Origin of the sequence: Mesorhizobium sp. M0518 (assembly GCF_040321125.1) — a bacterium.
Lineage (GTDB): Bacteria > Pseudomonadota > Alphaproteobacteria > Rhizobiales > Rhizobiaceae > Mesorhizobium.
Genome location: NZ_JAMYQY010000016.1, coordinates 24780 through 51336, shown reverse-complemented (window position 1 = coordinate 51336; position 26557 = coordinate 24780). Strand labels below are relative to the sequence as shown.

32 protein-coding genes and 1 riboswitch are annotated in these 26557 nt (G+C 63.2%); of the genes, 13 read left to right on the top strand and 19 right to left on the bottom strand.

Translation table 11 applies throughout. The annotated features are described in order from the left end of the window. Positions 1–59 precede the first annotated feature (59 nt). Genes NKI66_RS22245 through NKI66_RS22235 form a run of 3 tightly spaced genes read left to right on the top strand, consistent with a single transcriptional unit; the run spans position 60 to position 2625 of the window. Entirely contained in the window at positions 60–920 is an 861-nt protein-coding gene (locus NKI66_RS22245) for a manganese/iron ABC transporter ATP-binding protein (RefSeq protein WP_023813519.1), read from the top strand. Beyond that, the gene (locus NKI66_RS22240; protein ID WP_352553882.1) at positions 917–1777 is read left to right on the top strand and encodes a metal ABC transporter permease; all 861 of its coding nucleotides are present in this window, start codon (positions 917–919) and stop codon (positions 1775–1777) included. The genes NKI66_RS22245 and NKI66_RS22240 overlap by 4 nt, the downstream gene beginning before the upstream one ends. Further along, positions 1777–2625 (top strand): metal ABC transporter permease, encoded by an 849-nt coding sequence (locus NKI66_RS22235; protein WP_502895153.1) that lies wholly within the window; start codon positions 1777–1779, stop codon positions 2623–2625. The genes NKI66_RS22240 and NKI66_RS22235 overlap by 1 nt, the downstream gene beginning before the upstream one ends. A 24-nt stretch (positions 2626–2649) precedes the next feature. Here NKI66_RS22235 and NKI66_RS22230 read toward each other — a convergent pair whose 3' ends face one another. From NKI66_RS22230 to NKI66_RS22220, 3 genes are all read right to left on the bottom strand, one after another. Continuing rightward, positions 2650–3636: a FecCD family ABC transporter permease gene (locus tag NKI66_RS22230; RefSeq protein ID WP_352753049.1), complete on the bottom strand. Its 987-nt coding sequence runs from the start codon at positions 3634–3636 to the stop codon at positions 2650–2652. A gap of 135 nt (positions 3637–3771) precedes the next feature. After that, positions 3772–4719 carry an ABC transporter substrate-binding protein gene (locus NKI66_RS22225; RefSeq protein WP_352629671.1) on the bottom strand — a complete coding sequence of 316 codons (948 nt, stop codon included), beginning with the start codon at positions 4717–4719 and terminating at the stop codon, positions 3772–3774. A gap of 45 nt (positions 4720–4764) precedes the next feature. After that, on the bottom strand, positions 4765–5553 hold the full coding sequence (locus NKI66_RS22220) for an ABC transporter ATP-binding protein (protein WP_352442481.1): 789 nt from the start codon (positions 5551–5553) through the stop codon (positions 4765–4767). A gap of 162 nt (positions 5554–5715) precedes the next feature. After that, a riboswitch (cobalamin riboswitch) is annotated at positions 5716–5922 on the bottom strand. Between the two features lie 293 nt (positions 5923–6215). On the opposite strand from NKI66_RS22220, the gene NKI66_RS22215 reads away from it, so the two are divergent. Further along, on the top strand, positions 6216–7049 hold the full coding sequence (locus tag NKI66_RS22215; RefSeq protein WP_352752957.1) for a GyrI-like domain-containing protein: 834 nt from the start codon (positions 6216–6218) through the stop codon (positions 7047–7049). Between the two features lie 4 nt (positions 7050–7053). On the opposite strand, the gene NKI66_RS22210 is transcribed toward NKI66_RS22215, so the two are convergent. Genes NKI66_RS22210 through NKI66_RS22200 form a run of 3 tightly spaced genes read right to left on the bottom strand, consistent with a single transcriptional unit; the run spans position 7054 to position 10692 of the window. Next, complete coding sequence (locus tag NKI66_RS22210) at positions 7054–8193, bottom strand: DSD1 family PLP-dependent enzyme (RefSeq protein WP_352752955.1); 1140 nt, start codon at positions 8191–8193, stop codon at positions 7054–7056. After that, on the bottom strand, positions 8190–9491 hold the full coding sequence (locus NKI66_RS22205; protein WP_352752953.1) for a D-arabinono-1,4-lactone oxidase: 1302 nt from the start codon (positions 9489–9491) through the stop codon (positions 8190–8192). The genes NKI66_RS22210 and NKI66_RS22205 overlap by 4 nt, the downstream gene beginning before the upstream one ends. A 13-nt stretch (positions 9492–9504) precedes the next feature. After that, complete coding sequence (locus tag NKI66_RS22200) at positions 9505–10692, bottom strand: MFS transporter (RefSeq protein WP_023813510.1); 1188 nt, start codon at positions 10690–10692, stop codon at positions 9505–9507. A gap of 123 nt (positions 10693–10815) precedes the next feature. Here NKI66_RS22200 and NKI66_RS22195 point away from each other — a divergent pair, with 123 nt between their 5' ends. Next, on the top strand, positions 10816–11442 hold the full coding sequence (locus NKI66_RS22195; RefSeq protein WP_023813509.1) for a TetR/AcrR family transcriptional regulator: 627 nt from the start codon (positions 10816–10818) through the stop codon (positions 11440–11442). 67 nt (positions 11443–11509) lie between these two features. Here the strand turns inward: NKI66_RS22195 and NKI66_RS22190 are convergent, their stop codons facing one another. Continuing rightward, complete coding sequence (locus NKI66_RS22190; RefSeq protein ID WP_023813508.1) at positions 11510–12361, bottom strand: ATP-grasp domain-containing protein; 852 nt, start codon at positions 12359–12361, stop codon at positions 11510–11512. Positions 12362–12433: 72 nt separating this feature from the next. On the opposite strand from NKI66_RS22190, the gene NKI66_RS22185 reads away from it, so the two are divergent. The 3 genes from NKI66_RS22185 (at position 12434) to groL (ending at position 15478) form a co-directional block, all read left to right on the top strand. Next, a complete protein-coding gene (locus tag NKI66_RS22185; RefSeq protein ID WP_023813507.1) occupies positions 12434–13228 on the top strand; it encodes a class I SAM-dependent methyltransferase in 795 nt (264 codons plus the stop codon). 233 nt (positions 13229–13461) lie between these two features. After that, complete coding sequence (gene groES, locus NKI66_RS22180; RefSeq protein ID WP_006203049.1) at positions 13462–13758, top strand: co-chaperone GroES; 297 nt, start codon at positions 13462–13464, stop codon at positions 13756–13758. A gap of 64 nt (positions 13759–13822) precedes the next feature. Then, positions 13823–15478, top strand: coding sequence for a chaperonin GroEL (gene groL, locus NKI66_RS22175; RefSeq protein ID WP_352553866.1), 1656 nt, complete (start codon positions 13823–13825; stop codon positions 15476–15478). 82 nt (positions 15479–15560) lie between these two features. On the opposite strand, the gene NKI66_RS22170 is transcribed toward groL, so the two are convergent. After that, positions 15561–16169 carry a TetR/AcrR family transcriptional regulator gene (locus tag NKI66_RS22170; RefSeq protein WP_023814150.1) on the bottom strand — a complete coding sequence of 203 codons (609 nt, stop codon included), beginning with the start codon at positions 16167–16169 and terminating at the stop codon, positions 15561–15563. 118 nt (positions 16170–16287) lie between these two features. On the opposite strand from NKI66_RS22170, the gene NKI66_RS22165 reads away from it, so the two are divergent. After that, a complete protein-coding gene (locus tag NKI66_RS22165) occupies positions 16288–16734 on the top strand; it encodes an OsmC family protein (RefSeq protein ID WP_023814149.1) in 447 nt (148 codons plus the stop codon). A 16-nt stretch (positions 16735–16750) separates the two neighbouring features. Continuing rightward, positions 16751–17137 carry a nuclear transport factor 2 family protein gene (locus tag NKI66_RS22160; protein WP_023814148.1) on the top strand — a complete coding sequence of 129 codons (387 nt, stop codon included), beginning with the start codon at positions 16751–16753 and terminating at the stop codon, positions 17135–17137. Between the two features lie 61 nt (positions 17138–17198). Here the strand turns inward: NKI66_RS22160 and NKI66_RS22155 are convergent, their stop codons facing one another. The 7 genes from NKI66_RS22155 to NKI66_RS22125 form a co-directional block, all read right to left on the bottom strand. Next, entirely contained in the window at positions 17199–17810 is a 612-nt protein-coding gene (locus NKI66_RS22155; protein ID WP_031213900.1) for a LysE family translocator, read from the bottom strand. 81 nt (positions 17811–17891) lie between these two features. Further along, positions 17892–18257 (bottom strand): YkgJ family cysteine cluster protein, encoded by a 366-nt coding sequence (locus NKI66_RS22150; RefSeq protein WP_023814146.1) that lies wholly within the window; start codon positions 18255–18257, stop codon positions 17892–17894. A gap of 4 nt (positions 18258–18261) precedes the next feature. After that, positions 18262–18429, bottom strand: a complete 168-nt coding sequence (locus tag NKI66_RS22145; protein WP_023814145.1) for a hypothetical protein — start codon at positions 18427–18429, stop codon at positions 18262–18264. A gap of 1 nt (position 18430) precedes the next feature. Beyond that, the gene (locus NKI66_RS22140; RefSeq protein ID WP_013532398.1) at positions 18431–18838 is read right to left on the bottom strand and encodes a hypothetical protein; all 408 of its coding nucleotides are present in this window, start codon (positions 18836–18838) and stop codon (positions 18431–18433) included. After that, entirely contained in the window at positions 18838–19065 is a 228-nt protein-coding gene (locus NKI66_RS22135) for a hypothetical protein (protein WP_013532399.1), read from the bottom strand. Before NKI66_RS22135 ends, NKI66_RS22140 begins: the two co-directional genes overlap by 1 nt. A 365-nt stretch (positions 19066–19430) precedes the next feature. Continuing rightward, complete coding sequence (locus NKI66_RS22130; RefSeq protein ID WP_010915421.1) at positions 19431–19640, bottom strand: cold-shock protein; 210 nt, start codon at positions 19638–19640, stop codon at positions 19431–19433. A 425-nt stretch (positions 19641–20065) separates the two neighbouring features. Then, entirely contained in the window at positions 20066–20719 is a 654-nt protein-coding gene (locus tag NKI66_RS22125) for a glutathione S-transferase family protein (protein WP_023814142.1), read from the bottom strand. A 195-nt stretch (positions 20720–20914) separates the two neighbouring features. On the opposite strand from NKI66_RS22125, the gene NKI66_RS22120 reads away from it, so the two are divergent. After that, the gene (locus NKI66_RS22120; RefSeq protein WP_023814141.1) at positions 20915–21094 is read left to right on the top strand and encodes a CsbD family protein; all 180 of its coding nucleotides are present in this window, start codon (positions 20915–20917) and stop codon (positions 21092–21094) included. 57 nt (positions 21095–21151) lie between these two features. On the opposite strand, the gene NKI66_RS22115 is transcribed toward NKI66_RS22120, so the two are convergent. After that, positions 21152–22282 carry a metallophosphoesterase gene (locus tag NKI66_RS22115; RefSeq protein ID WP_031213899.1) on the bottom strand — a complete coding sequence of 377 codons (1131 nt, stop codon included), beginning with the start codon at positions 22280–22282 and terminating at the stop codon, positions 21152–21154. Between the two features lie 57 nt (positions 22283–22339). Between NKI66_RS22115 and NKI66_RS22110 the strand changes: the two genes are divergently transcribed. Beyond that, the gene (locus NKI66_RS22110) at positions 22340–22915 is read left to right on the top strand and encodes a hypothetical protein (protein ID WP_031213898.1); all 576 of its coding nucleotides are present in this window, start codon (positions 22340–22342) and stop codon (positions 22913–22915) included. A 259-nt stretch (positions 22916–23174) separates the two neighbouring features. On the opposite strand, the gene NKI66_RS22105 is transcribed toward NKI66_RS22110, so the two are convergent. After that, positions 23175–23849, bottom strand: coding sequence for a TetR/AcrR family transcriptional regulator (locus tag NKI66_RS22105; protein WP_023814138.1), 675 nt, complete (start codon positions 23847–23849; stop codon positions 23175–23177). A 156-nt stretch (positions 23850–24005) separates the two neighbouring features. Between NKI66_RS22105 and NKI66_RS22100 the strand changes: the two genes are divergently transcribed. Next, on the top strand, positions 24006–24725 hold the full coding sequence (locus NKI66_RS22100; RefSeq protein WP_245273314.1) for an NIPSNAP family protein: 720 nt from the start codon (positions 24006–24008) through the stop codon (positions 24723–24725). Here NKI66_RS22100 and NKI66_RS22095 read toward each other — a convergent pair. Beyond that, positions 24722–25564, bottom strand: a complete 843-nt coding sequence (locus NKI66_RS22095; RefSeq protein ID WP_023814136.1) for an alpha/beta fold hydrolase — start codon at positions 25562–25564, stop codon at positions 24722–24724. The genes NKI66_RS22100 and NKI66_RS22095 overlap by 4 nt on opposite strands. Next, complete coding sequence (choX, locus tag NKI66_RS22090; RefSeq protein WP_023814135.1) at positions 25561–26499, bottom strand: choline ABC transporter substrate-binding protein; 939 nt, start codon at positions 26497–26499, stop codon at positions 25561–25563. Before choX ends, NKI66_RS22095 begins: the two co-directional genes overlap by 4 nt. Positions 26500–26557: the final 58 nt, after the last annotated feature.

Sequence of the window (26557 nt, the reverse complement as noted above, 5' to 3'; positions counted from 1 at the left end):
TCGCTCCGGACAACAGCCATGATCGAACATCGACCGGTAGCGGCCGGGTCGTTGCCTCCATCGACGTGGACGACGTCACCGTCAGCTATTCAAGCGGGGTCACGGCCGTACACTCCGCCTCTTTCAGGCTCGGCGCCTCCACCATCTGCGCGCTGGTCGGCGTCAACGGCTCCGGCAAATCGACGCTGTTCAAGGCGCTGATGGGCTTCCTGACGCCGTCGACCGGAACAGTGCTTATCGCCGGATTGCCCGTCCACGCAGCGCTGAAGCGCGGCCTAGTCGCGTATGTGCCGCAGAGCGAGGATGTCGACTGGAACTTTCCGGTGCTGGTGGAAGATGTCGTCATGATGGGCCGCTACGGCCACATGAATTTTCTGCGTATCCCAGGCAGAGCCGATCGCATGGCGGTCGACGCGGCACTGGAACGGGTCGGCATGACCGATTTTCGCAAGCGCCAGATCGGCGAACTGAGCGGCGGCCAGAAGAAGCGTGTGTTCCTGGCGCGCGCTCTGGCGCAGGGCGGCGAAATCATCCTGCTCGACGAGCCGTTCACCGGCGTCGACGTGCAGACCGAAGCAGCGATCATCGATCTCCTTCGGTCGATGCGCGACGACGGCAAGCTGATGTTGGTGTCGACGCACAATCTCGGCAGCATCGTCAATTTCTGCGACCATGTCGTCATCTTCAACAAGACGGTGCTGGCCTTCGGACCAACAGAGACAACGTTTACGCAAGCCAATCTTGCGAAAGCTTTTGGCGGCGTGCTGAGGCATCTGCGCCTCGGCGGCGCCGATCTTCATGACGACCCCGACGCTCGCCACCTGACCGTGCTGACCGATGACGAGCGTCCTCTGGTGCTTTACGGCGAGCGGGATCAAGAGAAGATGATGAAGCCCGACAGCGGATCGCCAGCCCCGTGATCGACATCCTGCTGGAACCCTTCACCTACAACTACATGGCCAAGGCCATCTGGGTCAGCGCCCTGGTCGGCATGGTCTGCGCGTTCCTGTCCTGCTATCTCATACTAAAGGGCTGGGCCCTGATGGGCGACGCGCTTGCCCACTCGGTGGTGCCGGGCGTTGCGGCCGCCTACATGCTGGCCCTTCCCTATGCCGCCGGCGCATTCGCCTCCGGCCTCATCGCCGCACTCGGCATCACCTTGGTGCGGCGCGTGACGCAACTTCGCGAGGACGCCGTGATCGGCCTTGTCTTTACAACGCTGTTCGCTGGCGGGCTGCTGATTGCGTCGATCAGTCCGACCTCCGTAAACATCCAGTCCATCGTACTCGGCAACATCCTCGCAATCTCCGACGAGGATGTAACCCAGGTCATCCTCATCGCAGCGGTTTCGCTGGTTGTATTGGGGCTTCGATGGAAGGATATGATGCTGGTGTTCTTCGATGAGAACCATGCGCGCGGCGTCGGCCTGAATCCGTGGCGGTTGCGGGTCCTGTTCTTCGTGCTGCTCAGCGCCTGCATCGTCGCCGCGCTCCAGACCGTCGGCGCGATCCTCGTGATCGCGATGGTGGTAACGCCTGGCGCCACCGCCTATCTGCTTACCGATCGGTTCGGCGTCATGATCCTGCTCGCGATGGCGATCGGCGCGGCGACGAGCGCGGTTGGCGCCTATCTCAGCTTCTTTCTCGATGGCGCGACTGGCGGACTGATCGTGGTGCTGCAGACCGTGGTCTTTCTGATTGCCTTCGTCTTCGCACCCAAACATGGGCGGCTCGCCGCACGCCGGGCGGCACGTGCCGCATCGCAGGTCGCGTCATGATGACGATCTGGTCCTGGATCGCCGAACCGCTCAGCCACGAATTCATGCGTCGCGGTCTCGCCGTCGCCGTTCTGGTCGGCGCCATTTGCGCGGTGTTGTCCTGCTATCTCGTCCTGAAGGGCTGGTCGCTGATGGGCGACGCCGTTTCGCATGCCGTGCTTCCGGGTATCGTGCTCGCCTATATCGCCGGGATCCCGCTTGCCTTCGGCGCCTTCGTGGCAGGACTTGGCTGCGCGCTGGCGACGGGCTACCTCAAGCAGCACAGCCGGATCAAGGAGGACGCAGTCATGGGCATCGTCTTCTCAGGCATGTTCGCGTTTGGCCTGGTGCTGTTCGTCAAAGTCGAGACCGACCAGCATCTCAATCATATCCTGTTCGGCAACATGCTCGGCGTCCAGTGGCGCGACGTGATCGAGGCGGCGGTCATCGTCGTGCCGGCGATCCTCATCGTTCTGGCAAAACGCAAGGATCTGCTGCTTTATTGTTTCGATCCGGCCCATGCGCGCGCGATCGGCCTGCCCGTCAACCTGCTGCATTTCGGGCTGCTGACGCTGCTCGCGTTGACCATCGTGGCCTCGCTGAAGGCTGTCGGGATCATCCTTGTCATCGCCATGCTGATCGCGCCGGGAGCGATCGGCTTTCTTTTGACGAAGAGCTTTGAGCGCATGCTCGCCATTGCCGCCGCGGCCGCCATCGGGTCGAGCGTCGTGGGAACGATCCTCAGCTATCACATCGACGCAGCCACCGGCCCGACGATCGTCGTCGTTCAGGCCGGCGTTTTTTTGCTTGCCCTGTTCCAGTCGAAGCGCCCAAAGCAACGGGTGCAACTGGGCATTTCGGGAGAGTAATCGCGGCCCTGACCCAGGCCGCACTCAAAGCCGGTTGCGGATCAGCATGGTGACGACGAAGAACGCGCCGACCGAGCTGGTGATGATGCCGATCGGCAGTTCCTGCGGCGGCAGCAGCGTTCGGGCCAGAAGATCGCTGGCCAGCAACAGCACGGCGCCGAAGACGGCGCAGCTGGCAACCAGGCGCAGGTGCAAGGGGCCCGCCAGCGGCCGCGACAGATGCGGGATCATCAGCCCGACGAAGCCGATGACGCCGGCGACCGAGACCAGGATCGCCGTCGAGAAGGCGGCGACGAGAAAGGTCATCCTTCGCATCCGCGCCACCGGCACGCCCAGGCTTTCGGCGGCGTTTTCGCCGGCCAGGAAAGCATCGAGCCGGCGGTGGTTCCACAGCGCGTAAGCCAGAATGGTGCCTGCTCCCAGCGCGCCCAGCCAGATATTATCCCAGCGCGCCAGGCCAAGGCCGCCCATGGTCCAGAACAGCACGGAGTGGGCGGCGCGCTGATCGCCGGCAAAGACAAGATAGTTGGTCAAGGCGGTGAACATGAAGGACACGGCAAGGCCGGCAAGGATCAGCCGCTCCGGGCCTTGCCCCCTCACCCGCGCAACCAGCAGCAGCACGACGCCGGCAGCCAATATGCCGCCGGTGAAGGCCGCGACCGGCAATGTCCAGATGCCGAAACTGTCGCCGAAGACGGTGATGACGGAAACCGCACCCGCGGCGGCGCCCGACGACAGGCCGAACAGGAACGGGTCGGCAAGGTCGTTGCGGGTCACCGTCTGCAGCAGCGCACCGACGACGCCGAGACCGACGCCGACGCAGATGGCCAGGATCGTGCGCGGCAGCCGCAGGTCGACGACGATCTTGCCGACCGGTCCTGCCACGTCGTGCCCGCTGAAGCCGACTGCACGGCCAAGTGCTGCAACAACGTCGGTCAGCGGGATCAGCGTCGAGCCATAGGCGATCGACAGCAAAGCGAGAGCGGCGATCGCCGCCGCTCCCACCATCATGGCCAGTGCAAATGCCGGATGACGCAAGCCTGGAAATGCGTCGTGTCTGTCAGGACGCGTGCGACGTACTTCCAGGATCTCTTGTTCATGCATGTCGTTGCCCCAAAACCGCTGCGCACTTTTGGGCGACAGGCATCAAAACGCTTCCGGATGCATGGCCTTGGCGATCTTGTCGATGGCTTCGATGTTGGCCGGTCCCGGCGTCAGTTCGGCATAGCGCAGGGCGACGAAGCGCTCGTTCTTGACCGCGTCGGTCTCCTTCATGGCCGGATGCGCCTTCAGGAAATCGAGCAGTTTCCTGTAGCCACCGCCATCCTGGTAATCGAGCAGGATGAGGAATTGCGGATTGCGCGACGCCACCGTTTCCCAGTCCGTATTGCCCCAACTGGTGTCCATGTCGGCCATAATGTTGTCGCCGCCGGCGGCTGATATCATGGCGCTGGGGATGGCGAATTTGCCTGCGGTGAACGGCTTGTCCTCGCCGGAATCATAGAGGAAGACCCGCGTTCCCTTGGCGTCGCCGACCTTGGCGGTGATGTCGGCGAGCCGCGTCTTCCAGCCGGAGACAAGCTTCTCAGCTTCGGCCTCCTTGCCGAAGATCTTGCCCAGCTTTTCGACGTCGCCATAGAGCAGGTCCATCGAGGCGGCGGGGCGGCTCTTGTCGAGATGGACGCAGCTTTCCGTCAGCACCAGCGTCTTGATGCCGTGCGGAGCAAGCGTGTCGGGCGTCACTTCACCACCCGGCTTCATGCCATAATACCAGCCGGCGAAGAAAAAATCGGGCTCGACCGCGACGAGGTTTTCGAGCGTCGGATATTTCGGCGCCAGTTCCGGGATCGAACCCTGCTCGGCCTTGAACTCAGGACCCACCTTGTACCATCCGGTGATGCCGGTCAGGCCGACGATCGACGGCTGCAGTTTCAGCGCGAAAGCCATCTCGGCCATGTTGAGATCCTGGATGACGGCGCGCTTCGGCGGCGCATCGAAGGTCAGCGGCTTGCCGCAGCTGTCGACAGTTACCGGGAAGGCCAGGGCTGTCGAGGCCAGCAGCGAGAAGGCAAGCGAAAAAGCAAGGCGTTTCAAGGGTTTGCTCCTGTGGACGGGATGATCGATATGGGACGGCTTCAATCAGGATGGCGGCGCGGCACGGTTCGGAACATCGAACACCGTCAGTTCGCGGTCTTCGGTCGGATGGCGCAGACGCAGCACATCGATGCCGAAAATTTCGCGAATCAGCTTTTGGGTCAGCGCTTCGCGCGGTGCGGCGAGCGCTTGCAGACGGGCATGGTTCATCACCGCCACCCTGGTGGCGAACGGTGCCACCAGCGCCAGATCGTGCAGCACCGCGATCACCGTCATCTCGAAGCCTGCCACGAGGTCGAGCAGTTCGCCGCGGGCGCGCGGGTCGAGATGGTTGGTCGGCTCGTCGAGGAACAGGATCTTTGGCTGCTGGGCGATGGCGCGGGCCAGTTGGGCGCGCTGGCGCTCGCCGCCCGACAGCGAGCCGATGGTGCGGCCAAGCAGCGGCAGCAGGCCGGTCCGGCGCAGCGCATCGACGACAATGTCACGCTCCTCGCTCCTGCGCCGTAGCCGAGCGTGCGGGACCCGGCCCAGCTCGACATAGTCGATCACCGCCAGCCGCGGATCGGGCTGGTCGGTCTGGCCGACCACGGCGATATGCAGTGCCCGCTCGGCGGCGGAAATCCTGTCCAGCCGGCGCCCGCCGAGGTTCACCTCGCCGGAACTTGGCCGCAGCATGCCCGACAGCATGCGCAGCAGCGTCGTCTTGCCGGCGCCGTTGGGACCGATGATGGCTAGGCGATCGCCAGCGGCCACCGAGAAGCTGACCGCCTGGACCAGATCCCGCCCGTTCGCCATGGCGCAGAGGTCACGGGCTTCGAGAAGCGCTACGGGCATCGGCTGCCCGCCAGATTGCCGGGATGGCAAAGCGTGCACACGATGATGCGATGATCGATAGAGCCGTCCAACTTTCCGTCACTTTCCAAAACTGGCGACGGAAGGAAGCTGGCGAAGCGGCCGACAAGACCGGGATTCGCGTTTCCTCCCGGCACACCCCGTCCGGTCAACTCAGTGATGGCAGGTCTCCTGGCTCGCGGGTCGTTGCGCCATCCTGCCTTCCCAGCCTTGCCGGCCAGTGGCATTCACGGATTTTGCTCGCCGCTTACAGTTGCGGGGGCAGCCACGGCCTCGACCCCTGGGGATCTCACCGTGTTCCCTTTTCACCCCTCGCCTTTCGACTCGGGGACCATCACCGCTTCAGCGTAGATTTCCCCCAATCGCTTCGCAATGGATTTCTCGGACGGAGTGGTGGGCCGGCTAGGGGAAACATGCATTTCTCGCTCTCGATATGTAATAACATTACGCATTTAGAGGATGCCGCCTGGCGCTGTCAAGCGAAGCCTGCCGAATTTGGCTCGTCGGCGGCAAGGGGCGCTCCAACGCTGCGCCATATCGGTGCGACTGTGACGGGATCGGTGCGATTGCGCGGGATGCGCAATTTCGATCAAACTGGCCGCGCCAGGAAACGGCAGGATGATCTGGCCAATGCGAGGAGCAAAATGAACCCGACCGAGAAAGCGCTGTGGTTCGTCGAAAGTCATCTGCCGGAGGCTGTTACACTCGACGATGTCGCGCAAAGCAGCGGGGTGTCGCGTTTTCATGTGACGCGGGCTTTCGGGGCCGCCACCGGCCGGTCGGTGATGGGCTACATGCGCTCACGCCGGCTGACCGAGGCGGCGCGCAAGCTGGCCGGCGGGGCGCCCGACATCCTCAGCGTCGCGCTCGACGCCCGCTACAACTCGCATGAGGCGTTCACCCGGGCCTTCCGCGATCAGTTCGGCACCACGCCGGAACTGGTGCGCGCGCAAGGCACACTCGACAAGCTCGACCTCGTGGAGCCGATCCTGATGGACCAGTCCTTCCTCACCAATCTCGAACCACCGCGTTTCGAGACCAGCCGGCCGTTCCTGATCGCCGGCCTCGGCGAACGCTACAGCTGCGAAACCAGCGCCGCCATCCCGATGCAATGGCAGCGCTTCGGCCCCTATATCGGCAACATTCCGGGCGAGGCCGGCGACGTCGCCTATGGCGTCTGCGTCAACGGCGACGATGCCGGCAATTTCGACTACATCGCCGGCGTCGAAGTGTCTGATTTTTCCGACCTGCCCAAGGACTTCTACCGGGTGCGGGTGCCGGCGCAGAAATATGCGGTCTTTGCCCACCGCGAACACATCTCGACCATTCGCCGCACGGTCAACACGATCTGGAACAAATGGCTGCCGGCTTCCGGCCACGAGATATCGGATGCGCCGGAATTCGAACGCTACGGCCCTGAGTTCGACCCACGCAGCGGCAATGGCGGGCTGGAGATCTGGATACCGGTGAAGGCGTAGTCGGTCAGGCCATCGGCAGCGCCGGCCAGCGATCGACTATCCCGCCGCCGGAAAACACAGCGATCGACCCGAACTGCTGCAGCACGGCTTCGCTCTGCGTCGGCCTTAGAAACGCGTAGTCGCCGGGTTTTGCGGTCGCGTCGGCGGGCAAGCCCATGAATTGCTGGTTGGAGGACAGGCCGAGCAGCCCATTCGCCTTCATGCCTTCGGGGAAGACGGGCTCGGCCATCCACTTGCCGCCATAGAGATAGCAGCCCTTGCGCGGGAAGCGGCCGGGCGCCTGCAGCAGGCGGGTGACGGCCGGCGGGCCAGGCAGCATCGGCTCGACCATTTTCAAGATCGGCGTGGCGATGAAGGCCGCCGGCTGGAAGCCGTCGAGGCCTGGCGTATCGAAATCACTGGGCAGCACGAAGGCCGAGCCCATCGAGACCTCGTTGGCCATGCCGCCATGATGAAGCAGCGCGGTCTTGCTGCCGCCGATGTTCAGGATACGGCGCTGGTCGGCGCCGAGACAGGCGACGAACGCCGAGGCCTGCGCCGACGCCTTGGCCAATGCCTTTGCCGGTCCGCCGAAAAGGCCGGGAATGAGCGGCGCATGCGCCTCGTAGGCCATGACGCCTTCGCAATGCAGCCGGGCCGGCAACGCGCTCAACGCCTTCGACAAGGCCTCAGGATTGGCGAACCCGCCGCGATGCAGCCCGACATCGATCTCGAAAGCGATGTGCAGGCCGATGCCGAGTTCGCCAGCGAGGGCGCCATATTCCGCCAGTCTCTCCTCGCTGTCGATCAGCCAGCAGACACGCGACCAGTCGACCGCGCCCCTCGAAAGCACAGCCCTTGCCGCATCGACAGGCATCGGCTTGCCATACAGCAGATCGGCATCCGGAAACGCCTTCAGCACCGCCTCGCTGATCGGCGGATGGAAGGTCATGACATGATTGGTGCCGAGCGCCTTGCCGATATGCGCAAGCAGCGGCAGGCAGGCGAGCGATTTGTCGACCAACCGCACAGCAAGGCCGGGGTCGAGCCTGTCTTTCACCAGGGCAATGTTGCTGTCCAGCCGGTCGCGATCGAGCAACAGGCAGGGCTGGAAGATGCCGGCGGTCTTCAGCGCATCCGAGAGGGTGGAAAAATAGGCACTCATCGTTCGATGCCAAAAGGACTGGGCTCGATGCCGAACAGGCCGGCCATGTAGGGCGAGACGAAGCGGTTTTGCGGATCGATGTCGCGGCGCACCGCCATGGCATCGTCCCAGCGCGGGTAGAGCTTTTTCAGATCCGCCGCCTTCAGGCTGTGCATCTTGCCCCAATGCGGCCGGCCGCCATATCTGCGGAAGATCGGCTCTGCCGCCCGCATGAACGGCAAAGGATCGCTCGCGGCATCATGGTGGATGGCGATGGAGCAGGTCAGCCTGTTGTAGAATGGCGAAAGCCAGAACTGGTCCGGCGCGACCGAGCGCACCTCCATCGGGAAATAGACCTCGGGAAAACGCTTCTCGGTCAGCTCGATGATCTCGGCCAGCGCCTTCGGCCCTTCCTCGAACGGCAAATGATATTCCATCTCGTTGAACTTGGTCTGCCGGTCGCTGGCATAGACGTTGAGCCAGTCCTGCACGTAGTCCTCGGCCGGCAATTTGGCGATGGCGCCCAGGATCAGACGGCCACGCAGCGATGGCAGCCAGGCAAGTGAGGTGCGCAGCCTGCGCAGTGTCCTCAAACCCGACTCGTCCTCTTCCGGCGGCCGTGCGGTGGGTGCGGCGCCGCTGAGATCGCTGGCGATGAACTGCGCGTAGCCGGAAAACGGAATGTAGTAGAATTCGGCCGAGCGATGCGCGGCCATCATCGTCTCGAACTCCCGCAGCATCTCAGTGATCGGCAGCACCCATTTGCGGCGCCGCAGCCGGTAGGTCGCGATGTTGTTCAGCGTCACTTCGGTGAGCACGCCGAAAGCGCCGAGTGCGACGCCGATGGCATGGATCATGTCCTGATCCCCTGCCCGCTTGAAGTCGCGAACCTTGCCAAGCCCGTCGACGATCCGCACTGTCTCCAGCTGCGTGTGATAGGCGCCGAGCGTCGGTCCCGAGCCGTGCGTGGCGGTGCCCAGCGCGCCGCCGATCGCCTGGCGGTCGATATCGCCCATGTTGGGCAGGCCCTGGCCGATGCCTTGCAGGATGCCCATCAGCGCGCCGAGCCGGGTTCCTGCCCGCACCCGCGCCTGATGTTTTTGCGCATCGTGCGAGACCAGCCCTTCCAGCCTCTCCAGGGACAGGATCGTGCCCCGCGATTTCACCAGCGGCGTGAAGGAATGACCGGCGCCGGCGACGCGCACCGGGCCAGGCGCGGTCCGGACGAGATCACCGAGCTCACCGGCATCGCCGGGGCTGGCGATCAGCTTGGGCTCGGCACTTACAAAGCCCGACCAGTTGCTCCAAATGTTTGACATCCCACCTCCCCGCTCAGGCAACCGCACGACGGCGACGTGACACAAGGACGAACAGACCGAGCAGCGCCACGCTGGCCACCGCGCTGGCGGCGGCGAATTCCGGCACCGGCCGGAAATCCTTGCCATCGATGAGCAGCGACGCCGCGATCGGTCCGATCGCCAGGCCGAAAAGCTGGGCCGCCGGCACCAGCAGCACAGCGGTCCGCGTCTCGTCGGCGGTGATCGCCAGACGTATCTGGTAGGGCACGATGAACAGCAGGATAAAGCCCATAGCCAAGGCAGCGACCCAGAACGTCGTCAGGCCAGGGCTACTGGCAAGAACCAGGGAGCTGACAAGCGCGACGACGCCGATCGCCGCGATGGCAAGGCGATAGTCGATGCGTGCTTCGAACGCCGTCGCCGTCATCGCCCCCAGGACCTGTACGGCGAGGCTGGCCGAGACGATCAGGCCGACGGTGCGGGCATCGATGCCATACTGTGCGCCAAGCGGTTCCAGAAAGGCCCAGACCGCGCCGAAGAACATGAAATAGCAGAAGACCGACAGCAGCGCGGTGAGTGAAGGAACCGTCAGCACATTGGCCAAATTCTCCTCCTTGGGCAGGTCGGCATAGTCACCGGGAACAGTGAAGGCGACCGCCAGAGACGCGATGCAGACGACGGCAAGAACGATGAAGCCCCCTGCCGACCCTGCGGCCGGGATTACATAGAGCGCCAGCAACAGGGCGAGCGCGCATTGCGCCAGCGTCTGCATGGTGACGAAATAGCCGCCGATGCGCTCGGCGCGCCGCGAGCGGGCGATCAGTTCGGTGGCGATGGCGACCAGACCGCCCTCGGCGAGCCCGGCCAGGGCGCGGGCCGCAATCAGCGTGCCGGCGCTCGCGGCATAGGCCGTCCACACATTGGCCAGCGCCAGCAGCAGCAGAAGGACGGCACTTTTCCAGCGCATGTGGTGCGCCGAAAGCAGCATCGCCACGACAGCCGAACCGATGGCAATGGCGATCATCTCGGCGGTGGCGACCAGCGCCAGTTCGTCGCCGCTGACATGACCCTCAGTGTAAAGGGCGCCGAGCAACACGGGCTGCAGCCCGAGGATGAGCAGGCCCACCGAACCGATCCACAGGGCCGAGGCAAGCTGCCAGCCGGTCGGATTGCCGACCAGCCAGTCGCCACTGCCTGCATGGCCGGTGTCTGTCGAAGCCAAAGGCGCCTCCCAACGTCCTTGCCGTGCGGCAAAAAAGCTGACAACCTGTCAGTATTTCAGAAACTGATACTTGATCATATTTCTTGTCAACCGGAATTTGAAAACTGTGCGAAAGATCGGTGCATGACCGAATTGAAAAGAATGGCGACCGAGCCGAGGCGCAGGCCCAAGCAGGAACGCAGCCGCGAGCGCATCGACGCGATCCTGTCGACGACCATGCGGCTGATCGGGGAAAAGGGTATCGACGCCGTCACCATGAAGGAGGTCGGCATGCTGGCGGGCGGGCCGATCGCCACCGTCTACCACTATTTTCCCAACAAATCGGCGATCCTGGCGATGCTCTATGAACGGTTTTCAGAGGTCAGCCGGGCACGGCTGACGACGATCATCGCCGAAATCCACGAGGCGAAGGATGTGATCGTGGCCGCTGACCGGCTGCTCGATGATTATCTCAACCGTGTCGCCGGCGATCCGGCCATCCAGGATCTGCAGAACGCCATCCAGGCCGACAAGGCGCTCAAGAACCTCGACATCGCGGAAACCCGGTACCAAGCCAAAATGTTCTGCGACCACGTCATCGCCTTGCTCAAGCCCGAGAGGCGCGAGCAGTTCGAACGCATGGTTCTGCTGATCTTCCAGCTCGCCGGCGGCGTGGTGCGCCTGGCGCTCGCCGAGGGCGAACCGGAAAGCCGCCAGACCATCGAGGATTACCGGTCTATCATTCACACCCAGCTGCGGCTGTTTTTGTAGCCGTGGCGATCGTCAGCAAGCTGCCGCGAATGAGAGGTGTCGGGCATCGCAAGCATCAGAACGCCCGCTATGCGACCTGGCGGACAAGGGCTTCGAAGCCGTCGGCAAGATTGGCATTGCCGGCAGCGAGAAACGCAGAAAGATTGCGGGCGCCACCGGGCGTCTTGTTGGCATCAAGCAGCACCGCCCTGCCCTCATGCATGACGAAATCGAACTTTCCGTAGTCAAAGCCAAGCCGGCGCCTCAACGTGCGAAGCTCGTCGGGAACCGGAACCGGCTCACGTCGGATCGTGTCGTCGCCCTTGACGAGGCTCTGCGGCGAGACATGGCGGGTGCAGCGCTCGCGCTCGCCGCAGAATATCCAGAAGCGGGCTCCAAAGCCGTCCGCCTCCGGCTCGGGAATGAATTTTTCGACGACGAGATCGCTGCGGTCGAAGACCTCCGGCGCAACATCCGAAAGGGATGCATAGACGCGATAACCCTCGATGAGCTCGACGCCGGGAAACGGCTTCGGCTTCCCGGCTCGCAGCGATCGCCGGTTGAGCGCTTGCTCCCGCATCCCGAGATTGTTGAGATTGCTCTTGACGATGACCGGTCCTTGCCAGTCGTCCTCCTTGCCGATCACCGCGCCACTGACGCGTCGCTTGGAGATGTCGGCGGCTCCGATGTTCAGGCAGAAGGGAAAAGCGCGTGCGTATTCGACATATTCGGGGGGCGTCACAGTCGCATCGACGTGCAGCACCGCGATGTCGGCCTCCGGCTTTGCCGACGTTCCGGGGATTATGCGGACGGAATGACCGCGTCGCTTCAGTTCCTCCAGCAAACCGAAAAGCATATAGGAGCTCCGGCGGCGAAACAGCAGGCCACGCCGGCGTTCGAACCTGTCGAACTCATGCGTAATAACCGCGATGCGTGTCATGCGCCCCCCGAGCTTGGCTTCATCAGCGTCCTCCATTATGCCTGCAAATACAATGCCGGCTTGGGGGTGTGGATGACCGACCATTGGAATGCCATTCGAGGGCACTGGCAGTTGCTCGGGCCACCGTTGCGGCCGCCAGCGGAAGCGGTTGAGGCCTATGAGCGTGAGCTCGACCTTTCGAAGGCGCACGTCATTCTGCTCGGCGTGACGCCGGAACTCGCCGGGCTCGGGACGACGATGATGGCCGTCGACGAATCCTCCGACATGATCGCCGGTATCTGGCCAGGCGACACCGCGTTGCGAAAGGCAATCAACGGCGACTGGCTCGACTTGCCGGTGTCGGACGCAAGCATCGATGCGGTGATCGGCGATGGCTGCCTGTCGGCGCTCGGCCTTTCAACCGCGCGCCGGGCGCTGTTTGAGGCGATCGCCGGCGTACTGCGCACCGACGGCCGAGCGGGACTGCGTCTCTTTGCCGGTCCCGAAACACCGGACGATCCGGCGGCGGTGCGGGCGCTTGCACTGTCGGGCGGTGTCTCGACCTTCCACGAACTCAAATGGCGCGTCGCAATGACCGCGACGGGCGATGCGCCCGACCATGCCATTCCGGTCAGGATGATCGCGGAAAGGTTCGATGCACTGTTTCCTGACCGCAAAGAGCTTTCGGCTCGCACGGGCTGGGACCTGCCCACCATCGGCACCATCGATGTCTATCGGAACTCGCCGGCCATCTACACCTTCGCGCCGGCGACTGCATTGGCGAGCGAGGCGGAAGCGTTCTTTGGTGATGTTCGCATCGCTTTGACCGGGAGCTATGGGCTCGCCGAGCGATGCCCGCTGTTGGTGCTGCGGGCGCCAAGACACTGAAGATAGCAGGACGGCGCTCGACCGGGGCAGGCGCAACCCAGGCTTTGTAAAATCGTGCGGCAGCATGAGAAAAATTTCGCTCGCATCGCGGCCTTCGCGCACCTTGACTCTCAAAAGCCGTCAGCCTATTTCAGCGCCACGTTAGCACTCGCCTTTGGTGAGTGCTAACCACATATGTCCGGCGCCGCCGGACGGAGGAACTGTTTCTCACCGTTCTCATCGAGGAAGAAAAAATGGCAAAGTCGAAGTTCCGCCCGCTTCATGACCGCGTGGTCGTTCGCCGGGTCGAATCCGAATCCAAGACCGCTGGCGGGATCATCATCCCCGACACGGCAAAGGAAAAGCCGCAGGAAGGCGAGATCATCGCTGTCGGCTCCGGCGCTCGTGACGAAGCTGGCAAGCTGGTCCCGCTGGACGTCAAGGCCGGCGACCGCATCCTGTTCGGCAAGTGGTCGGGCACCGAAGTCAAGCTCAATGGCGAAGACCTTCTGATCATGAAGGAATCCGACATCATGGGCATCATCGGCTGATATCAGGCCTTTCCCCGTCAACTGAATTCCCGGGCTCGATCAAAGCCCCTGCCAGGAGCTAAAAATGGCTGCCAAAGACGTAAAATTCTCCCGTGATGCCCGCGAGCGCATGCTGCGCGGCGTCAACATCCTCGCCGACGCGGTGAAAGTCACGCTCGGCCCCAAGGGCCGCAACGTCGTCATCGACAAGTCGTTCGGCGCCCCGCGCATCACCAAGGACGGCGTCACCGTCGCCAAGGAAATCGAGCTTGAAGACAAGTTCGAGAACATGGGCGCGCAGATGGTCCGCGAAGTTGCTTCGAAGACCAACGACATCGCCGGCGACGGCACCACGACCGCGACCGTTCTGGCGCAGTCGATCGTCCAGGAAGGCCACAAGGCGGTAGCCGCCGGCATGAACCCGATGGACCTGAAGCGCGGCATCGATCTGGCCGTCGTCGAAGTCGTCGCGGCGCTCGGCAAGGCTGCCAAGAAGATCAAGACCTCCGAGGAAGTTGCCCAGGTCGGCACGATCTCGGCCAATGGCGACGAGTCGGTCGGCAAGATGATCGCGGAAGCGATGCAGAAGGTCGGCAACGAAGGCGTCATCACGGTTGAGGAAGCCAAGACCGCCGAGACCGAACTCGAAGTCGTCGAAGGCATGCAGTTCGACCGCGGCTATCTCTCGCCCTACTTCGTCACCAACGCCGACAAGATGGTTGCCGAGCTCGAGGACGTCTACATCCTCCTGCACGAGAAGAAGCTGTCCAACCTCCAGGCCATGCTGCCGGTTCTCGAAGCCGTCGTGCAGACCTCGAAGCCGCTGCTCATCATCTCGGAAGACGTCGAAGGCGAGGCTCTGGCCACGCTGGTCGTCAACAAGCTGCGTGGCGGCCTGAAGATCGCCGCCGTCAAGGCGCCGGGCTTCGGTGATCGCCGCAAGGCCATGCTGGAAGACATCGCCATCCTCACCGGTGGCCAGGTCATCTCGGAAGACCTCGGCATCAAGCTCGAGAACGTCGGCCTCAACATGCTCGGCCGCGCCAAGAAGGTGTCGATCTCCAAGGAGAACACCACCATCGTCGACGGCGCCGGCAAGAAGGCCGAGATCCAGGGCCGCGTCGCCCAGATCAAGCAGCAGATCGAAGAGACCACTTCGGACTACGACAAGGAGAAGCTGCAGGAACGTCTGGCGAAGCTCGCCGGCGGCGTTGCGGTGATCCGCGTCGGCGGTGCGACGGAAGTCGAAGTCAAGGAAAAGAAGGACCGCGTCGATGACGCCCTCAACGCGACCCGCGCGGCCGTCGAAGAAGGCATCGTTGCTGGTGGTGGCGTAGCCCTGCTGCGCGCTTCGGCCAACATCAAGGCCACCGGCGTCAACGCCGACCAGGCCGCCGGCATCAACATCGTTCGTCGTGCGCTGCAGGCTCCGGCCCGCCAGATCGCGGCCAACGCCGGTGCGGAAGCATCGATCGTTGCCGGCAAGATCCTTGAGAACAAGGGCTTGACCTTCGGCTACAACGCCCAGACCGGCGAATATGGCGACATGATCGCCATGGGTATCGTCGATCCGGTCAAGGTCGTCCGCACCGCTCTCCAGGACGCGGCCTCGGTCGCCGGCCTGCTGGTCACCACCGAAGCCATGATCGCGGAGGCTCCGAAGAAGGAGTCGGCTGGCGGCGGCGGCATGCCTGGCGGCATGGGCGGCGGCATGGGCGGTATGGGCGGTATGGATTTCTAATCCAGCCCTATCAGCCTTCAGATACGGAAAGGGCGGCAGAGATGCCGCCCTTTTTGTTTTGCGCAGCGGTCGTTGTGGCCTCTCAGACGGCGGCATCCGCGCGTTGCTTTACCTCGCCGGCAAGCACCGCGGCTTCGATCAGCGCCGCCACCTCATCGGCCACGGCCTGTACCGGGGCGCGGTCGCGGGTGGCGCGGGCGATCACCATCAGTCCTTCCAGCGACGATTCGACCAGCAGTGCCAATGCATGCGCGCGGCGCTCGGGCACCCCTGCCCTGACGAAGGCGTCCCGCAGCAGGCCTATCCACTGTTCGAAGGCCGAGCGGCACAACTCCGCCAGTTCCGGCACGTCGGTGGGCGAGTCCAGCACGACAGGCGCGACCGGACAGCCGAGCGAAAACTGGTTGTCTTCCAGCATGCGCCCCACCGACTGGTAGATATGATGGACGGCCACCGCCGGATCCTTTTCGGCAGCCAGCGCTTCGCCCAGCCTCTCCGTCACGTCGGCAACGCTAGCGCGCGTCACCTCGATGACCAGTTGGTCCTTGCCGCCGGGAAAATGAAAATAGAGCGAGCCCCGCGGTGCGCCGCTGGCGCTCAATATGTCGTTGAGCGAGGTGCCGTGATAGCCGCGCTGCCTGAGCAGCAGCCCAGTCGTCTCGAGTATGCGGGTGCGGGTGTCGTTGGCCATGTCAACCTCTGTCAGCAGGAATCATTATAGGCCTTGCGCAGAATATGACAATCGGTCTACATAATATGTAGATCAGTCTATATATTCCTGAGGAACGCCATACGAAGGGAGAACGACAATGACAATTCGTGAAGCCTCGGCCAAATGGCAGGGGACGCTGAAGGAAGGTTCGGGACGGTTGCGGCTCGGCAGCGGCGTCTTCGAAGGCGCCTATTCCTTCCCGTCGCGTTTCGAGAACGGTCCGGGCACCAATCCGGAGGAACTGATCGCCGCAGCGCATGCAGGCTGCTTCTCGATGGCGCTGAGCGCCATACTGGGCAACGCCAATCATGTTCCGACAAGCATCAGCACCGTCGCCAAGGTGCATCTTGGCGCAACCGCTGCCGGTCCGACGATCACCCGCATCGAACTCGAAACCGAGGCAGAGGTCGCGGGACTTGCCGAAGATGAATTCGAGCGCCTTGCACAGTCCGCCAAGGCGGGCTGCCTCGTCTCGCGGGCCCTTGCCGGCGTGTCCCAGATCACCCTCAAGGCAACACTCGTCGAAGCCACCAAATCCCAATGAAGCCAGGAGAAAGAAGATGACACAGGAGCTTGTCATGGACGCAGCCGCGTACGACCTGTCCCAGCAGACGGCCGAGATCATGCGGCGCTACAACGACGTATTCCAACGCCATGATCCTTCGGCACTCGCCGAGCTGGTGGCTGAGGATTGCGTGATCGAGAACACCGTGCCAGCGCCGGACGGCGCCCGTTATGCCGGTCAAGCGGCGTGCGTCGGGCTTTGGGCGGCGATAGCAACCCAGGCCGGCACGCGCTTCGATATCGAGGAAACCTTCGTTGCCGGCGACCGGGCAACGATCCGCTGGCGCTATTTCATGACCGACGGCAATTCGCTGCGCGGCGTCAACCTCATGCGCGTGGCCGACGGGCGGATCGTCGAAGCGATGGGCTATGTGAAGGGGTAGCGTGCCCGAGTAGCGCAACAAAGAGGAGCGGATCAGCGAGACTGAACCGCTCCCCGTGGCGCTACCGATCGGCCAGCGCCAGCTTCGCGCCGAGCATGACGAAGGCGCCGGCGAAGGTCCGGCGCATCCAGGTCAACACCATTGGCCGCGAGACGACGTGGCTGCGGATCGAGGCGGCGAAGATGCCGTAGCCGACGAAAACCACGAAGGTCAAAAGCATGAAGACGGAACTCAGTTCCAGCATCTTCGACAGCGCATTGGGCTCGGTGGTGCTGACGAATTGCGGCAGGAAAGCGAAGAAGAAGATCGACAGTTTCGGATTGAGCACGTTGGCGAGGATCCCGGTGGCAATCACCTTGCCGGCCGAGCGCGGCGTCACATCCTGCTCGACGCTGAGGCCGCCATTTTCCTTCAGCGTGTTCCAGGCCATGTAGAGGAGGTAGGCGACGCCGAGATATTTCAGCGTCTCGAAGGCAAGCGCGCTGGTGTGCAGCAGCGCCGCAAGGCCGGTGATGGCGGCGGCCATGTGTGGGATGATGCCGAGCGTGCAGCCGAAGGCGGCGATGACGCTGGCCCGCGCGCCGCGCGAAAGGCCGGCGCTCAGCGTGTAGAGAACGCCGGTGCCGGGCGAAGCCACGACGATCAGCGACGTCAACAGAAATTCGATGCTCACGATGGTTCCTCCGGCACCCGACCCGGCCAGGAACGTATCGGGCTGCGGGTCGGCGCACAAGCGGAGGTGATCGGAGCTTGGCTACACCGGCAATCCGAGCGCTCGGCGTGCCATCAGACACTCCTCGTCGCCGGGCATGCAGGCGCGACAGACGTCTGGCCGGACGTCGTAGATGCCGCAAGCGGTCGACTTGCCGATCTCGCCGGACAGCGCCGAGCAGCGCACGCCCTCGCAGCGCATGCCTGACAGGTCAGATGCGACATATTTTTCCGGGATACGGTCGAGCTGCGCGTCATCCTCGGTGGAAAAGCGCGGCCACTCGGCCGAATAGGAGCAGCAGGCACCGCAGCTTTGGCAATCGAAGGTGCCCTGTTGCGACGACAAAACGCTCGCCACCAGGGCGGACAGCCCTGGCGCGGCGGGGTTGCGATCGGCGTCTTGCGGCAAGGCGCTATTTCTTCTTAGCCGTCTTGCCCTTCGGCGAATCCGCCGGCGACTTGAACAGATCGGTCGCGGCCTCGATGGCGTCGCCGGCCTTCGGCGCGGCAACCGGCTTAGCCGGTTTTGCCGCGGCACCCGAGGCTGCCGGCTGATCCTTGGAGGAGAATTTTATGGCCATGTCAGTCCTCGTCGGCGAAGCGCGATGATGGGGCGCGCGGATTGCGCAGGCGGCCGATCAGCGCCGAAACGGCCGTGATGTTCATTTCCTCGGGCGACCAGTTTTTCACCGCCTCGATGTGATGGGCCGCCAGCTCGCGATGCGTGCTGCCGCTGTAGGCCGCGTCCTGATAAGTCACCCGCTCATGGGTTTTGGCGTCTTCACGGACATATTCGATCAGGTAATTCGGGCATTCGGCGCGGCCGCGCACGCCGACGCGCACCTGGGCATCGCCGTGGGCACGCTTGCAGCGTTCGAGCTTTTCCAGCACACGCCGTACGAATTCGACCGGCTTGTCGAGGCCTTCGACCATATCGGCAATGGTTGCATCGGCGGCGATCGGTGTTGGCGGTACGCGTTTGGTGGCCATCAGCGTCTTCCGGCCCGCTTCGGCAAAGCGGCTAGCGCGGCGGCGGCGGCCATCTCGTCGGCCTCCTTCTCCAGGCGCAATTCGCGCAGCCGCGCGGTCTTGGCTTCGCGTGCCTCGCTGACGGCGTCGCGCTCGGAATTGATGCGGTTGAGCGACATCGACTGGGTTTGCGTCTTGCTGAACAGGGACACGGCCTGATCGACGGTTGTCTTTGAACTGGTGGTCAAATCTTTCTCCTGTCAGGAGCCTGTGCCGATGGAGCGAGACCGGGTCTTCGGTCAGGATCACGCACAAAGCAATACGCGCGGCGAATTCAAATTGCTGGAGCGTCCCTTAGCACGTCCAGGCCGGCGCGCAGCGCACTTTCGGCGGTAAGGCGCGCAAAATGAAAAAGGCCAGGCACCGCCTGACCTTCCATGAGAGCGTCGCGCAACCAGACGACATCCAAAAGGATGCACCGGGGGTGCACGGGAACGCCCTGCTTATGCACATGATATGCCGTGGAAACTCAGGTCTCCGCGGCCATGCGCCCGAATTCGCCACTCACCGGTGCCAGTACATCCGTGGTCACCGGGAGAGCTGAATTCGTTTTTCAGGCCGCCTTCAACTGGTCGGCGGACATCTTGCCCGACTTGTTGTCGCGGACCATCTCGTAGCCGAGCTTCTGGCCCTCGACGATGTCGCGCATGCCGGCGCGCTCTACGGCCGAGATGTGGACAAAAACGTCGGCCGAGCCGTCGTCAGGCTGAATAAAACCAAAACCTTTGGTGGCGTTGAACCATTTAACTGTGCCGGTGCTCATGACGAACCCTTTCCATGGCAAATATTCGTTCGACGCCATGCGGATGCACAACGTCGTTTGTCCCGATTTTTGATGTGGGAAGTTCGTCAAAGGCGCGCTCGAAAGCGCGGATAACAAAAGTCAGTCAAACAAATATCGACGATTTGCTTATAGGCTTCTTTTGGGGCGCTGTCAAATTTGCATAAAGCCACAGCTGCGGAATTCTCCCAAACCACCTGGCCAAAACACCTGACATGACGGCAAATCGGACCCCAAACAGCGCGCTTGCGCCAACTTGAAAAAAGTTTTCCGGCATCCAGGAACCATCTGCGCAGACGCGCATTTATTCGGTGTCATCAGCAGTTCATGAGAGCAATCGAATAACAGTTGATGGCAAAGACGCCCCCCGCACGATAAAAGGTGCGAGGGGCGTTTTCGTTTGGATCCTATTCGTCCGGGCCGGGTTCCGGCCACGTCTCCCTGGCCGCCTCGGCATACCAGTGGCGCATCGCCGGCGTTGCCAGCACGGCATCGACATAGGCGCGCGTATCCTGCGCCAGCGTGCCGCCATAGGTATCGAAACGGGTGACGACAGGCGCATACATGGCATCAGCCACGGTGAAGTGGCCGAACAGGAACGGGCCGCCCTTGCCGTATTTTTCCCGGCACTCGCGCCACAGCGCCTCGATGCGGGCGCGTTGCGCCTCGCCCTCGGCGTCAAGCGGCTTGTGGCCCTTCGGCCGACGCAAATTCATCGGCCAGCCATAGCGAACCTCGCGAAAGCCGGAATGCATCTCGGTCGCGGCCGAACGCGCCAGCGCACGGGCGTCGATATCGGCGGGCCAGAGCTTTTTCTCGGGAAACAGGTCGGCGAGATATTCAAGGATGGCAAGGGTTTCCCAGACGATCTTGCCGTTGTGATTCAGCACCGGCACCTGACCGGTCGGCGACACTTTTGCCAGATTGGCAAAAGTTTCAGGCGTGCGCAGCCGTACGAAACCTTCCTCGAACGGGATCTCCAGATGCCTCATCGCCACCCATGGCCGCAGCGACCATGAGGAGAAACACTTGTTGCCAATATAGAGCGTAAATTCTGCCATTTTTCTCCCCGCACGCACGGCCTCCAAAATCCCATTGCCAACGCGTGTTCACAGCCTAGCCCACCGACCTTGCCCCAGGCGGCGGCCGCGCGACCTGATCTGCCGTCCGGGCGACGCCTGGAACCTAACCGACATCGGCTCGTTAGCTACCGCAATGAATTCCTTCGAATTCAAAATCCCGGGAGATGCGCAAAAATGGTGAACAAGGATCAGGTCGCGGGCGTGGCCAAGCAGGTCAAGGGCTCGGTCAAGGAAGCCGCCGGCAAGGCAACCGGCAACCGGCAGACCCAGGCCGAAGGCACGGCCGACAGGATCGCCGGCAAGGTGCAGAAGGCCTATGGCGACGTCAAGGACAAGGTCAGGAAGGCGCTCTGATCCGCATCGAGGAACGCGTTGTTATCGAGGGAAAGGCGGTCGCGAAGGCCGCCTTTTTCAGGTGCTCCAGCCCTTGCTGAAAGCATTGGTGAACACGACCTCGCCATTATCGCCGATCGCCTCGCCCAGCACCACGTCCATGCCGTTGCTGGTCACCCTGGCCAGGGCGAAACCGCCCATATAGGCAGCCTTCGGCTTGAACAGGTCGATCCCGTCCCTGCGATAGATCAGCGGCGTTTCGTGCTGGTGGCCATGGAAAATGCCGACGACATTGTAGCCCTTGAGCGCCGCCAGCAGCGCCTGCCGGTCGGCCTCGCTCCACCAATGCGGCGCACCGGTGCCGTCATCATCAAAGTGGCTCCTGGCGGCATCCCAGCGTTCCACCGAGAAAGTGTCCCAGCCATAATGCTGGAACAGGACGACCGGGCGGCCGTCCGCCGCATAGGTCGCCAGGTCCTGCTTCAGCCATGGCAGGCTGCTCTCGGCACCGTGGCCGGTATCGCCGGCGAAACGATGCGTCTGGATCAGATGCAGGCCGCCCCAGTCCCAGGAGTAGCAGTCGGTGTCGACATCATAGTCGGTGGCCGGCACTGGCGGCTTGAAGAACACGCCGGCGCGATGGTTGACCTCGACATAGTCGCGCAGTTCGCGCCGGTACCAGTCGACATGGTGCGGCGGCCCGTTCTGGTCGAGATCATGGTTGCCGAGCCCGACATAAACCGGCATGTGCACGCGATCCGGACCGACGCCTTGGCTGTAGCGCTGGCTGAACTGGAGCAGTTGGGTGCCCTCGCTCGGCTGGGTGATCTGGCCGCCGCCATCGTCGGTGATGTCGCCGCCGACGACAAGGCCGAGCGGCGCGCCTATCTTGCCGGCCGAACGCAGGCCGGTGGCGACGCCATTGATCTCGGCCGGCCAGTCCTTGTCGCCAAGCGCATTCAGCACCGCCACGTTGCGCAGCAGCGCGGCGTCGGTCTTGCCTTCTTGCAGGCAGTTGGGGCTCAAGCCGCTCGCCATGCGGCAGGCATGGACATCGGCGATGAACAGGAAGGTGGCGTCGATCGACTGGACGCGTTGCCCGGTCTGGCCTAAGGCCGGCCGCGGCAAGGCGCCGGCCGCGGCAAATCCTGCAGCCTGTACCAGGAAGTTGCGTCGGGAAAGCGGTCCAGTCGAACGGCGATTCATCATCTGCTGATTCAGCATGGACAGCAGCCGGTCGTCCAGCGCCTCTGCGCCATCATCGACATGACGCCACGGGTCTGGCATGTCTCGCTTGCGCAAGCGCATGCCGCCGGTTGCGTCGATGCCAAGTCCGCCAGGAAGGGTTTCGTTCTGGCGAGACCCGGCATCCAGAGCGAATTTCGGCCCGTGGCCGGCGGGATGATGTCGGTTGCCAACACCTACGAATCGCAATCGCCCCAGACCCAATATCTGTTCGCCGGCCTGATCGAGGTGTTTCGCGACAGCGACACCGGCCGCCAGGCGATGATCCCGTTTTCCGATCTGCGCAAGCTGTTCCCGCTGAAGGCGGGGGCAAAGGCCACGATAGAGTTCGTCGAGCTGTCGCTGAACCAGCCGCCGAAGGGCACCAAGACGCTGAGCCTGATCGTCAAGGGCAAGGAAACATTCCGTCTGGGCGATTGCAAATACAATGTCCTGGCGGTCAAGGAGACCTTCAAGAACGGTGCCGGCGAGACGCTGGATTCATTCACCGCGCTCTATGCTCCCGATCTGCAAGCCGCGCTCGCGCGGCGCTACGATGAAGGCACCAGTTCGGAATCCGTCAACGGCTACGAGACGATCAAGCCGCTGGCCGAGTAGGTAAGAGCCCAGGCTTCTTCGCTTCCCCCTCGTGTCAGCCAGAGCGAAGCCGCAAGGTCGAGAGAAGTGGCTGCGTCGCGATCCTGCACACCCCCCTCTGTCCTCCCGGACATCTCCCCCGCAAGGGGGGAGATTGGCTGTCACACCGGCTTTCGCCAATCTCCACCGGTGAAGGTACGAGCGAGCGCCGATGCTGCAGATCTCCCTCCTTGCGGGGGAGATGGCCGGCAGGCCAGAGGGGGGTGCTGTCCCGCCGACATCAAATAATTCTCGGCCGTGGCAGTATCCTGTTGCGTCGCCTGGCAACCAAGCCGCCCTGCGACGGCGCGCTGCGCTCCAACCCTGCCAGGCAATCCCGCAGCACACCGGCATCCTGCGCCGTCTTGGCCATCGACATCGCCCCGGAATAGGCGGCGACCGTCAGCGCGGCGAAGCGTTCGGGGTCCGTGCCCTCGTCCTTGCCCGCCTGCTGGTCGGCACGCACCTTGTCGGCAATCGCCTGCCGCCACCCGCCAAAGATACCGGCAAGGGCAAGGCGGAAATCGGGATCGGCAAGCGACAGTTCGTGCGCCAGATTGTTGAGCGGGCAGCCGCGCACGAACCCCTGCTGTTCCAGTTCCGCCGCCACGGCCTCGAACACCGAGCGCACGCCCTCGCGCACTGACGCCGCCGCCAGCACCGGCGCGATCCATGTCTCTTCGACCGCTGCCGCCACACGCTCGTCGATCACAGCCAGCGCCAGCGCCTTCTTGGTCGGGAAATGGTGATGCAGCGCTCCGCCGCTGACATCAGCCGCCGCCATCAGATCGCCGATGCTGGAGGCGTGATAGCCGCGCGCCTGGAACGCGTCCTCGGCGACATCGAGCACTTTCTTGCGCATGCCTTCAGGGTCGTTGATGCGTTTTCCCGGGCGCGGTTTTGGCTGGACGGTCATCTCTGCTGACATTGCCGAACTTTAGCATGTTGACAAAACAGGACAACCGGTCTGTTTTACAAAACAGGACGATCACCCTGTTTTGGAGAATGTCGGATGAACCTGCCCCAGAACGTCGCGCCGAAACCCACGGCGCTCGCCTCGCCTGTCGTCGAGTTGCGGCAATACACGCTGAAGCCCGGCCGGCGCGACACGCTCATCGGCATCTTCGACGGCAGGCTGATCGAGGGCCAGGAGGACGCCGGCATGAACGTCATCGGCCAGTTCCGGGACCTCGATCGGCCTGACATGTTCGTCTGGATGCGCGGCTTCGACGGCATGGATGCGCGGAAAAATGCTCTCGCCGCTTTTTATGGCGGGCCGGTCTGGGCGGCGCACAGTGATGCGGCCAATGCGACGATGATCGATTCCGACGATGTGCTGCTGCTCAAGCCGGCGTGGCCGGGCGCAGGCTTCGACCTCGCGGGCGCGCAGCGGCCAAGCCTGGCCGATGACGAAAAACCCATTCAAAACAAACCGCTGACCGGCATCGTTGTCATCGCGATTCATCATTTGCAGCCCGGCACAGAGGCTGATTTCGCCACTCGCTTCGAGACTGAGACGGCGTGCCTGATGACGGCCGACGCACGCCTGCTCGCCGCTTTCGTTACGGAGCATGCCGAAAACAGTTTTCCGCGCCTGCCGGTGCGGGCTGATGAAAACGTCTTCATGTCCGTCACCGGCTTCGACAACGCAGAGGCGCATGCCCGCCACAAAGCCGCTCTCGCCGCCTCGCCGACATGGCAGGCCTTTTGGCAGGCCGCGCAAGCTGGTCTGACCAAACCAACGGAGACATTGCGGCTGTCGCCCACATCGCAATCGTTGGTCGGGCGTTAGACTTCAAATGCCTTGACTATGGCCTTCGCGACCAGGGCCGGATCTTCCCAATGCGGGTTGTGGCCACAGGCCTCGGCGCGGACGAGGAGAGCTTCAGGAAGAGCGGACCGCAACGCCTGCTGGTGCGCCGCGCCGAACAGCGGGTCGCAGGCGCCGGCGATGATCAGCGTCCGGGCCTGCACGGCCCGCGCAGCATCGGTCAGGTCGGCGCGGCGGATTTCCTCGAGAATCGCGCGCCAGCGCGGGATCGGCATCGCCGAGGCCTCTTGCGCCAAGCCGGTGAGAAAGGCTGCGGGCACGTCGGGACGACAGGCATGCCACCAGGCATAGAACGGATCGGTCGGCGATATCGGATCTCGCAGGGCCTCGACGCTCACCACCAGCGGATGACCCGGCGCGAAATCGGGCTTCAACGTGCCGGCCAGGACCACCAGCCCGCCGATCAACTCCTTGTGCCCCGCAGCCAAAGCGACAGCCACCATGGCGCCCAGCGAATGGCCGACGACGACCGGTCGGTCGAGTTGTAAACTCTGGATCAGCCCGGCGATATCCTCGGCAAGATCGGCGATGCCGCAGTTCTTGCCAGCCTGCGAGGCGCCGTGGCCGCGCAGATCCGGCATGATCAGACGGCGGCCGGCCAGATATGGCGCCAGAAGCGAAAAACTGCGGCTGGTGTCGGTGAAGCCGTGCACCAACAGAAGTGCCGGCTCGGCGCCCGATATCTCGACATAGGCGATGTCGAGATCGCCGACAGTGACGAATTGCTTGCGGCTGGCCCAGGCGCCCTGCTCCGCCATCACATCCTGCTTCGGCAAGCCATCGAGCGCGGCCGCTCTCACAGGCCGAGCTTTTCCTTGACCGCGGCGAGGCCCGGCTTGCCGTCAAAAGTGGTGACGCCGGCGAGCCAGGCGTCGAGGCGGCTTTTGTTCGCCATGATTGCCTTCAGCGCACCGTCCTCCGGCTTCATGCCGTCATTGATCAGATAGCCCATGCCGACATTCTCGAAATCGATGTCGAAGACGAGATTCCTGAGGAATTGCGCGACGTTCGGGCACTGCTCAAGATAGCCCTTGCGCACCTGCGTCGTTACCGTCGCGGCACCGAAATTCGGGCCGAAGAACTTGTCGCCGCCGGTCAGATATTTGAAGTCGTACATCGTGTTCATCGGATGCGGCGCCCAGCCCTGAAAGACGATGAACTGCTTTTCCTTGATCTCGTAGCCGACCTCCGACAGCATGCCGGCCTCGCTGGACTCGACCACCTGCCAGCCGTCCAGGCCAAAGGCGGGATCGGCGATGGCGTCCATCATCAACTGGTTGGAGCCGGGCTCGATGCCGTACATTTTCTTGCCGAACTTGTCGGCGAATTTGTGCAGGTCGGAAATGTCCTTGACGCCGGCATCCCAAGCGTAAGTCGGGACGGCGAAGGTGTATTTGGCACCTACGAGATTGACGCGCACATTCTCGACAGAGCCGTCCTTCTTGTAGGGCTCGTAATAGGTGACCATGGCCGGATCCCAGTAGCCCAGGAACAGGTCGAGGTCCCTGTTTTTCATGCCCTCGTAGATGACGTTGATGCCGAGCACCTGGCTTTGCGGCTGATAGCCGAGCGCCTCCAACAGGACGTTGGCGACCCCGGTGGTGAAGGCAAGGTCGTTCCAGCCGGGTTCGGCCATGCGGACCGTCTTGCACTGCTCGGCCTCGGCCGCTTGGGCCGCATGAGAGGCCAACATGAGAGCGGCAAGGCAGACGCCATTTGCAAGGATGCGGAACATTTCGGTTCTCCTCATTGTCATCAAATTGACCAATCGGTCTTTTTATTGTCCCATGGGT

Excerpts from the sequence above, each read along its gene's own strand:
- NKI66_RS22110 (WP_031213898.1), top strand. The coding sequence starts at position 22,340 with ATGACGCCACGGGTCTGGCATGTCTCGCTTGCGCAAGCGCATGCCGCC.
- NKI66_RS22140 (WP_013532398.1), bottom strand. The coding sequence starts at position 18,838 with ATGGCCACCAAACGCGTACCGCCAACACCGATCGCCGCCGATGCAACC.
- NKI66_RS22170 (WP_023814150.1), bottom strand. The coding sequence starts at position 16,169 with ATGGCCAACGACACCCGCACCCGCATACTCGAGACGACTGGGCTGCTG.
- NKI66_RS22120 (WP_023814141.1), top strand. The coding sequence starts at position 20,915 with ATGGTGAACAAGGATCAGGTCGCGGGCGTGGCCAAGCAGGTCAAGGGC.
- NKI66_RS22210 (WP_352752955.1), bottom strand. The coding sequence starts at position 8,193 with ATGAGTGCCTATTTTTCCACCCTCTCGGATGCGCTGAAGACCGCCGGC.
- NKI66_RS22215 (WP_352752957.1), top strand. The coding sequence starts at position 6,216 with ATGAACCCGACCGAGAAAGCGCTGTGGTTCGTCGAAAGTCATCTGCCG.
- choX (WP_023814135.1), bottom strand. The coding sequence starts at position 26,499 with ATGTTCCGCATCCTTGCAAATGGCGTCTGCCTTGCCGCTCTCATGTTG.
- NKI66_RS22115 (WP_031213899.1), bottom strand. The coding sequence starts at position 22,282 with ATGATGAATCGCCGTTCGACTGGACCGCTTTCCCGACGCAACTTCCTG.
- NKI66_RS22190 (WP_023813508.1), bottom strand. The coding sequence starts at position 12,361 with ATGACACGCATCGCGGTTATTACGCATGAGTTCGACAGGTTCGAACGC.
- NKI66_RS22195 (WP_023813509.1), top strand. The coding sequence starts at position 10,816 with ATGACCGAATTGAAAAGAATGGCGACCGAGCCGAGGCGCAGGCCCAAG.
- groES (WP_006203049.1), top strand. The coding sequence starts at position 13,462 with ATGGCAAAGTCGAAGTTCCGCCCGCTTCATGACCGCGTGGTCGTTCGC.
- NKI66_RS22105 (WP_023814138.1), bottom strand. The coding sequence starts at position 23,849 with ATGACCGTCCAGCCAAAACCGCGCCCGGGAAAACGCATCAACGACCCT.
- NKI66_RS22165 (WP_023814149.1), top strand. The coding sequence starts at position 16,288 with ATGACAATTCGTGAAGCCTCGGCCAAATGGCAGGGGACGCTGAAGGAA.
- NKI66_RS22145 (WP_023814145.1), bottom strand. The coding sequence starts at position 18,429 with ATGGCCATAAAATTCTCCTCCAAGGATCAGCCGGCAGCCTCGGGTGCC.
- NKI66_RS22125 (WP_023814142.1), bottom strand. The coding sequence starts at position 20,719 with ATGGCAGAATTTACGCTCTATATTGGCAACAAGTGTTTCTCCTCATGG.
- NKI66_RS22220 (WP_352442481.1), bottom strand. The coding sequence starts at position 5,553 with ATGCCCGTAGCGCTTCTCGAAGCCCGTGACCTCTGCGCCATGGCGAAC.
- NKI66_RS22235 (WP_502895153.1), top strand. The coding sequence starts at position 1,777 with ATGACGATCTGGTCCTGGATCGCCGAACCGCTCAGCCACGAATTCATG.
- NKI66_RS22130 (WP_010915421.1), bottom strand. The coding sequence starts at position 19,640 with ATGAGCACCGGCACAGTTAAATGGTTCAACGCCACCAAAGGTTTTGGT.
- NKI66_RS22230 (WP_352753049.1), bottom strand. The coding sequence starts at position 3,636 with ATGATGGTGGGAGCGGCGGCGATCGCCGCTCTCGCTTTGCTGTCGATC.
- NKI66_RS22160 (WP_023814148.1), top strand. The coding sequence starts at position 16,751 with ATGACACAGGAGCTTGTCATGGACGCAGCCGCGTACGACCTGTCCCAG.
- NKI66_RS22205 (WP_352752953.1), bottom strand. The coding sequence starts at position 9,491 with ATGTCAAACATTTGGAGCAACTGGTCGGGCTTTGTAAGTGCCGAGCCC.
- NKI66_RS22185 (WP_023813507.1), top strand. The coding sequence starts at position 12,434 with ATGACCGACCATTGGAATGCCATTCGAGGGCACTGGCAGTTGCTCGGG.
- groL (WP_352553866.1), top strand. The coding sequence starts at position 13,823 with ATGGCTGCCAAAGACGTAAAATTCTCCCGTGATGCCCGCGAGCGCATG.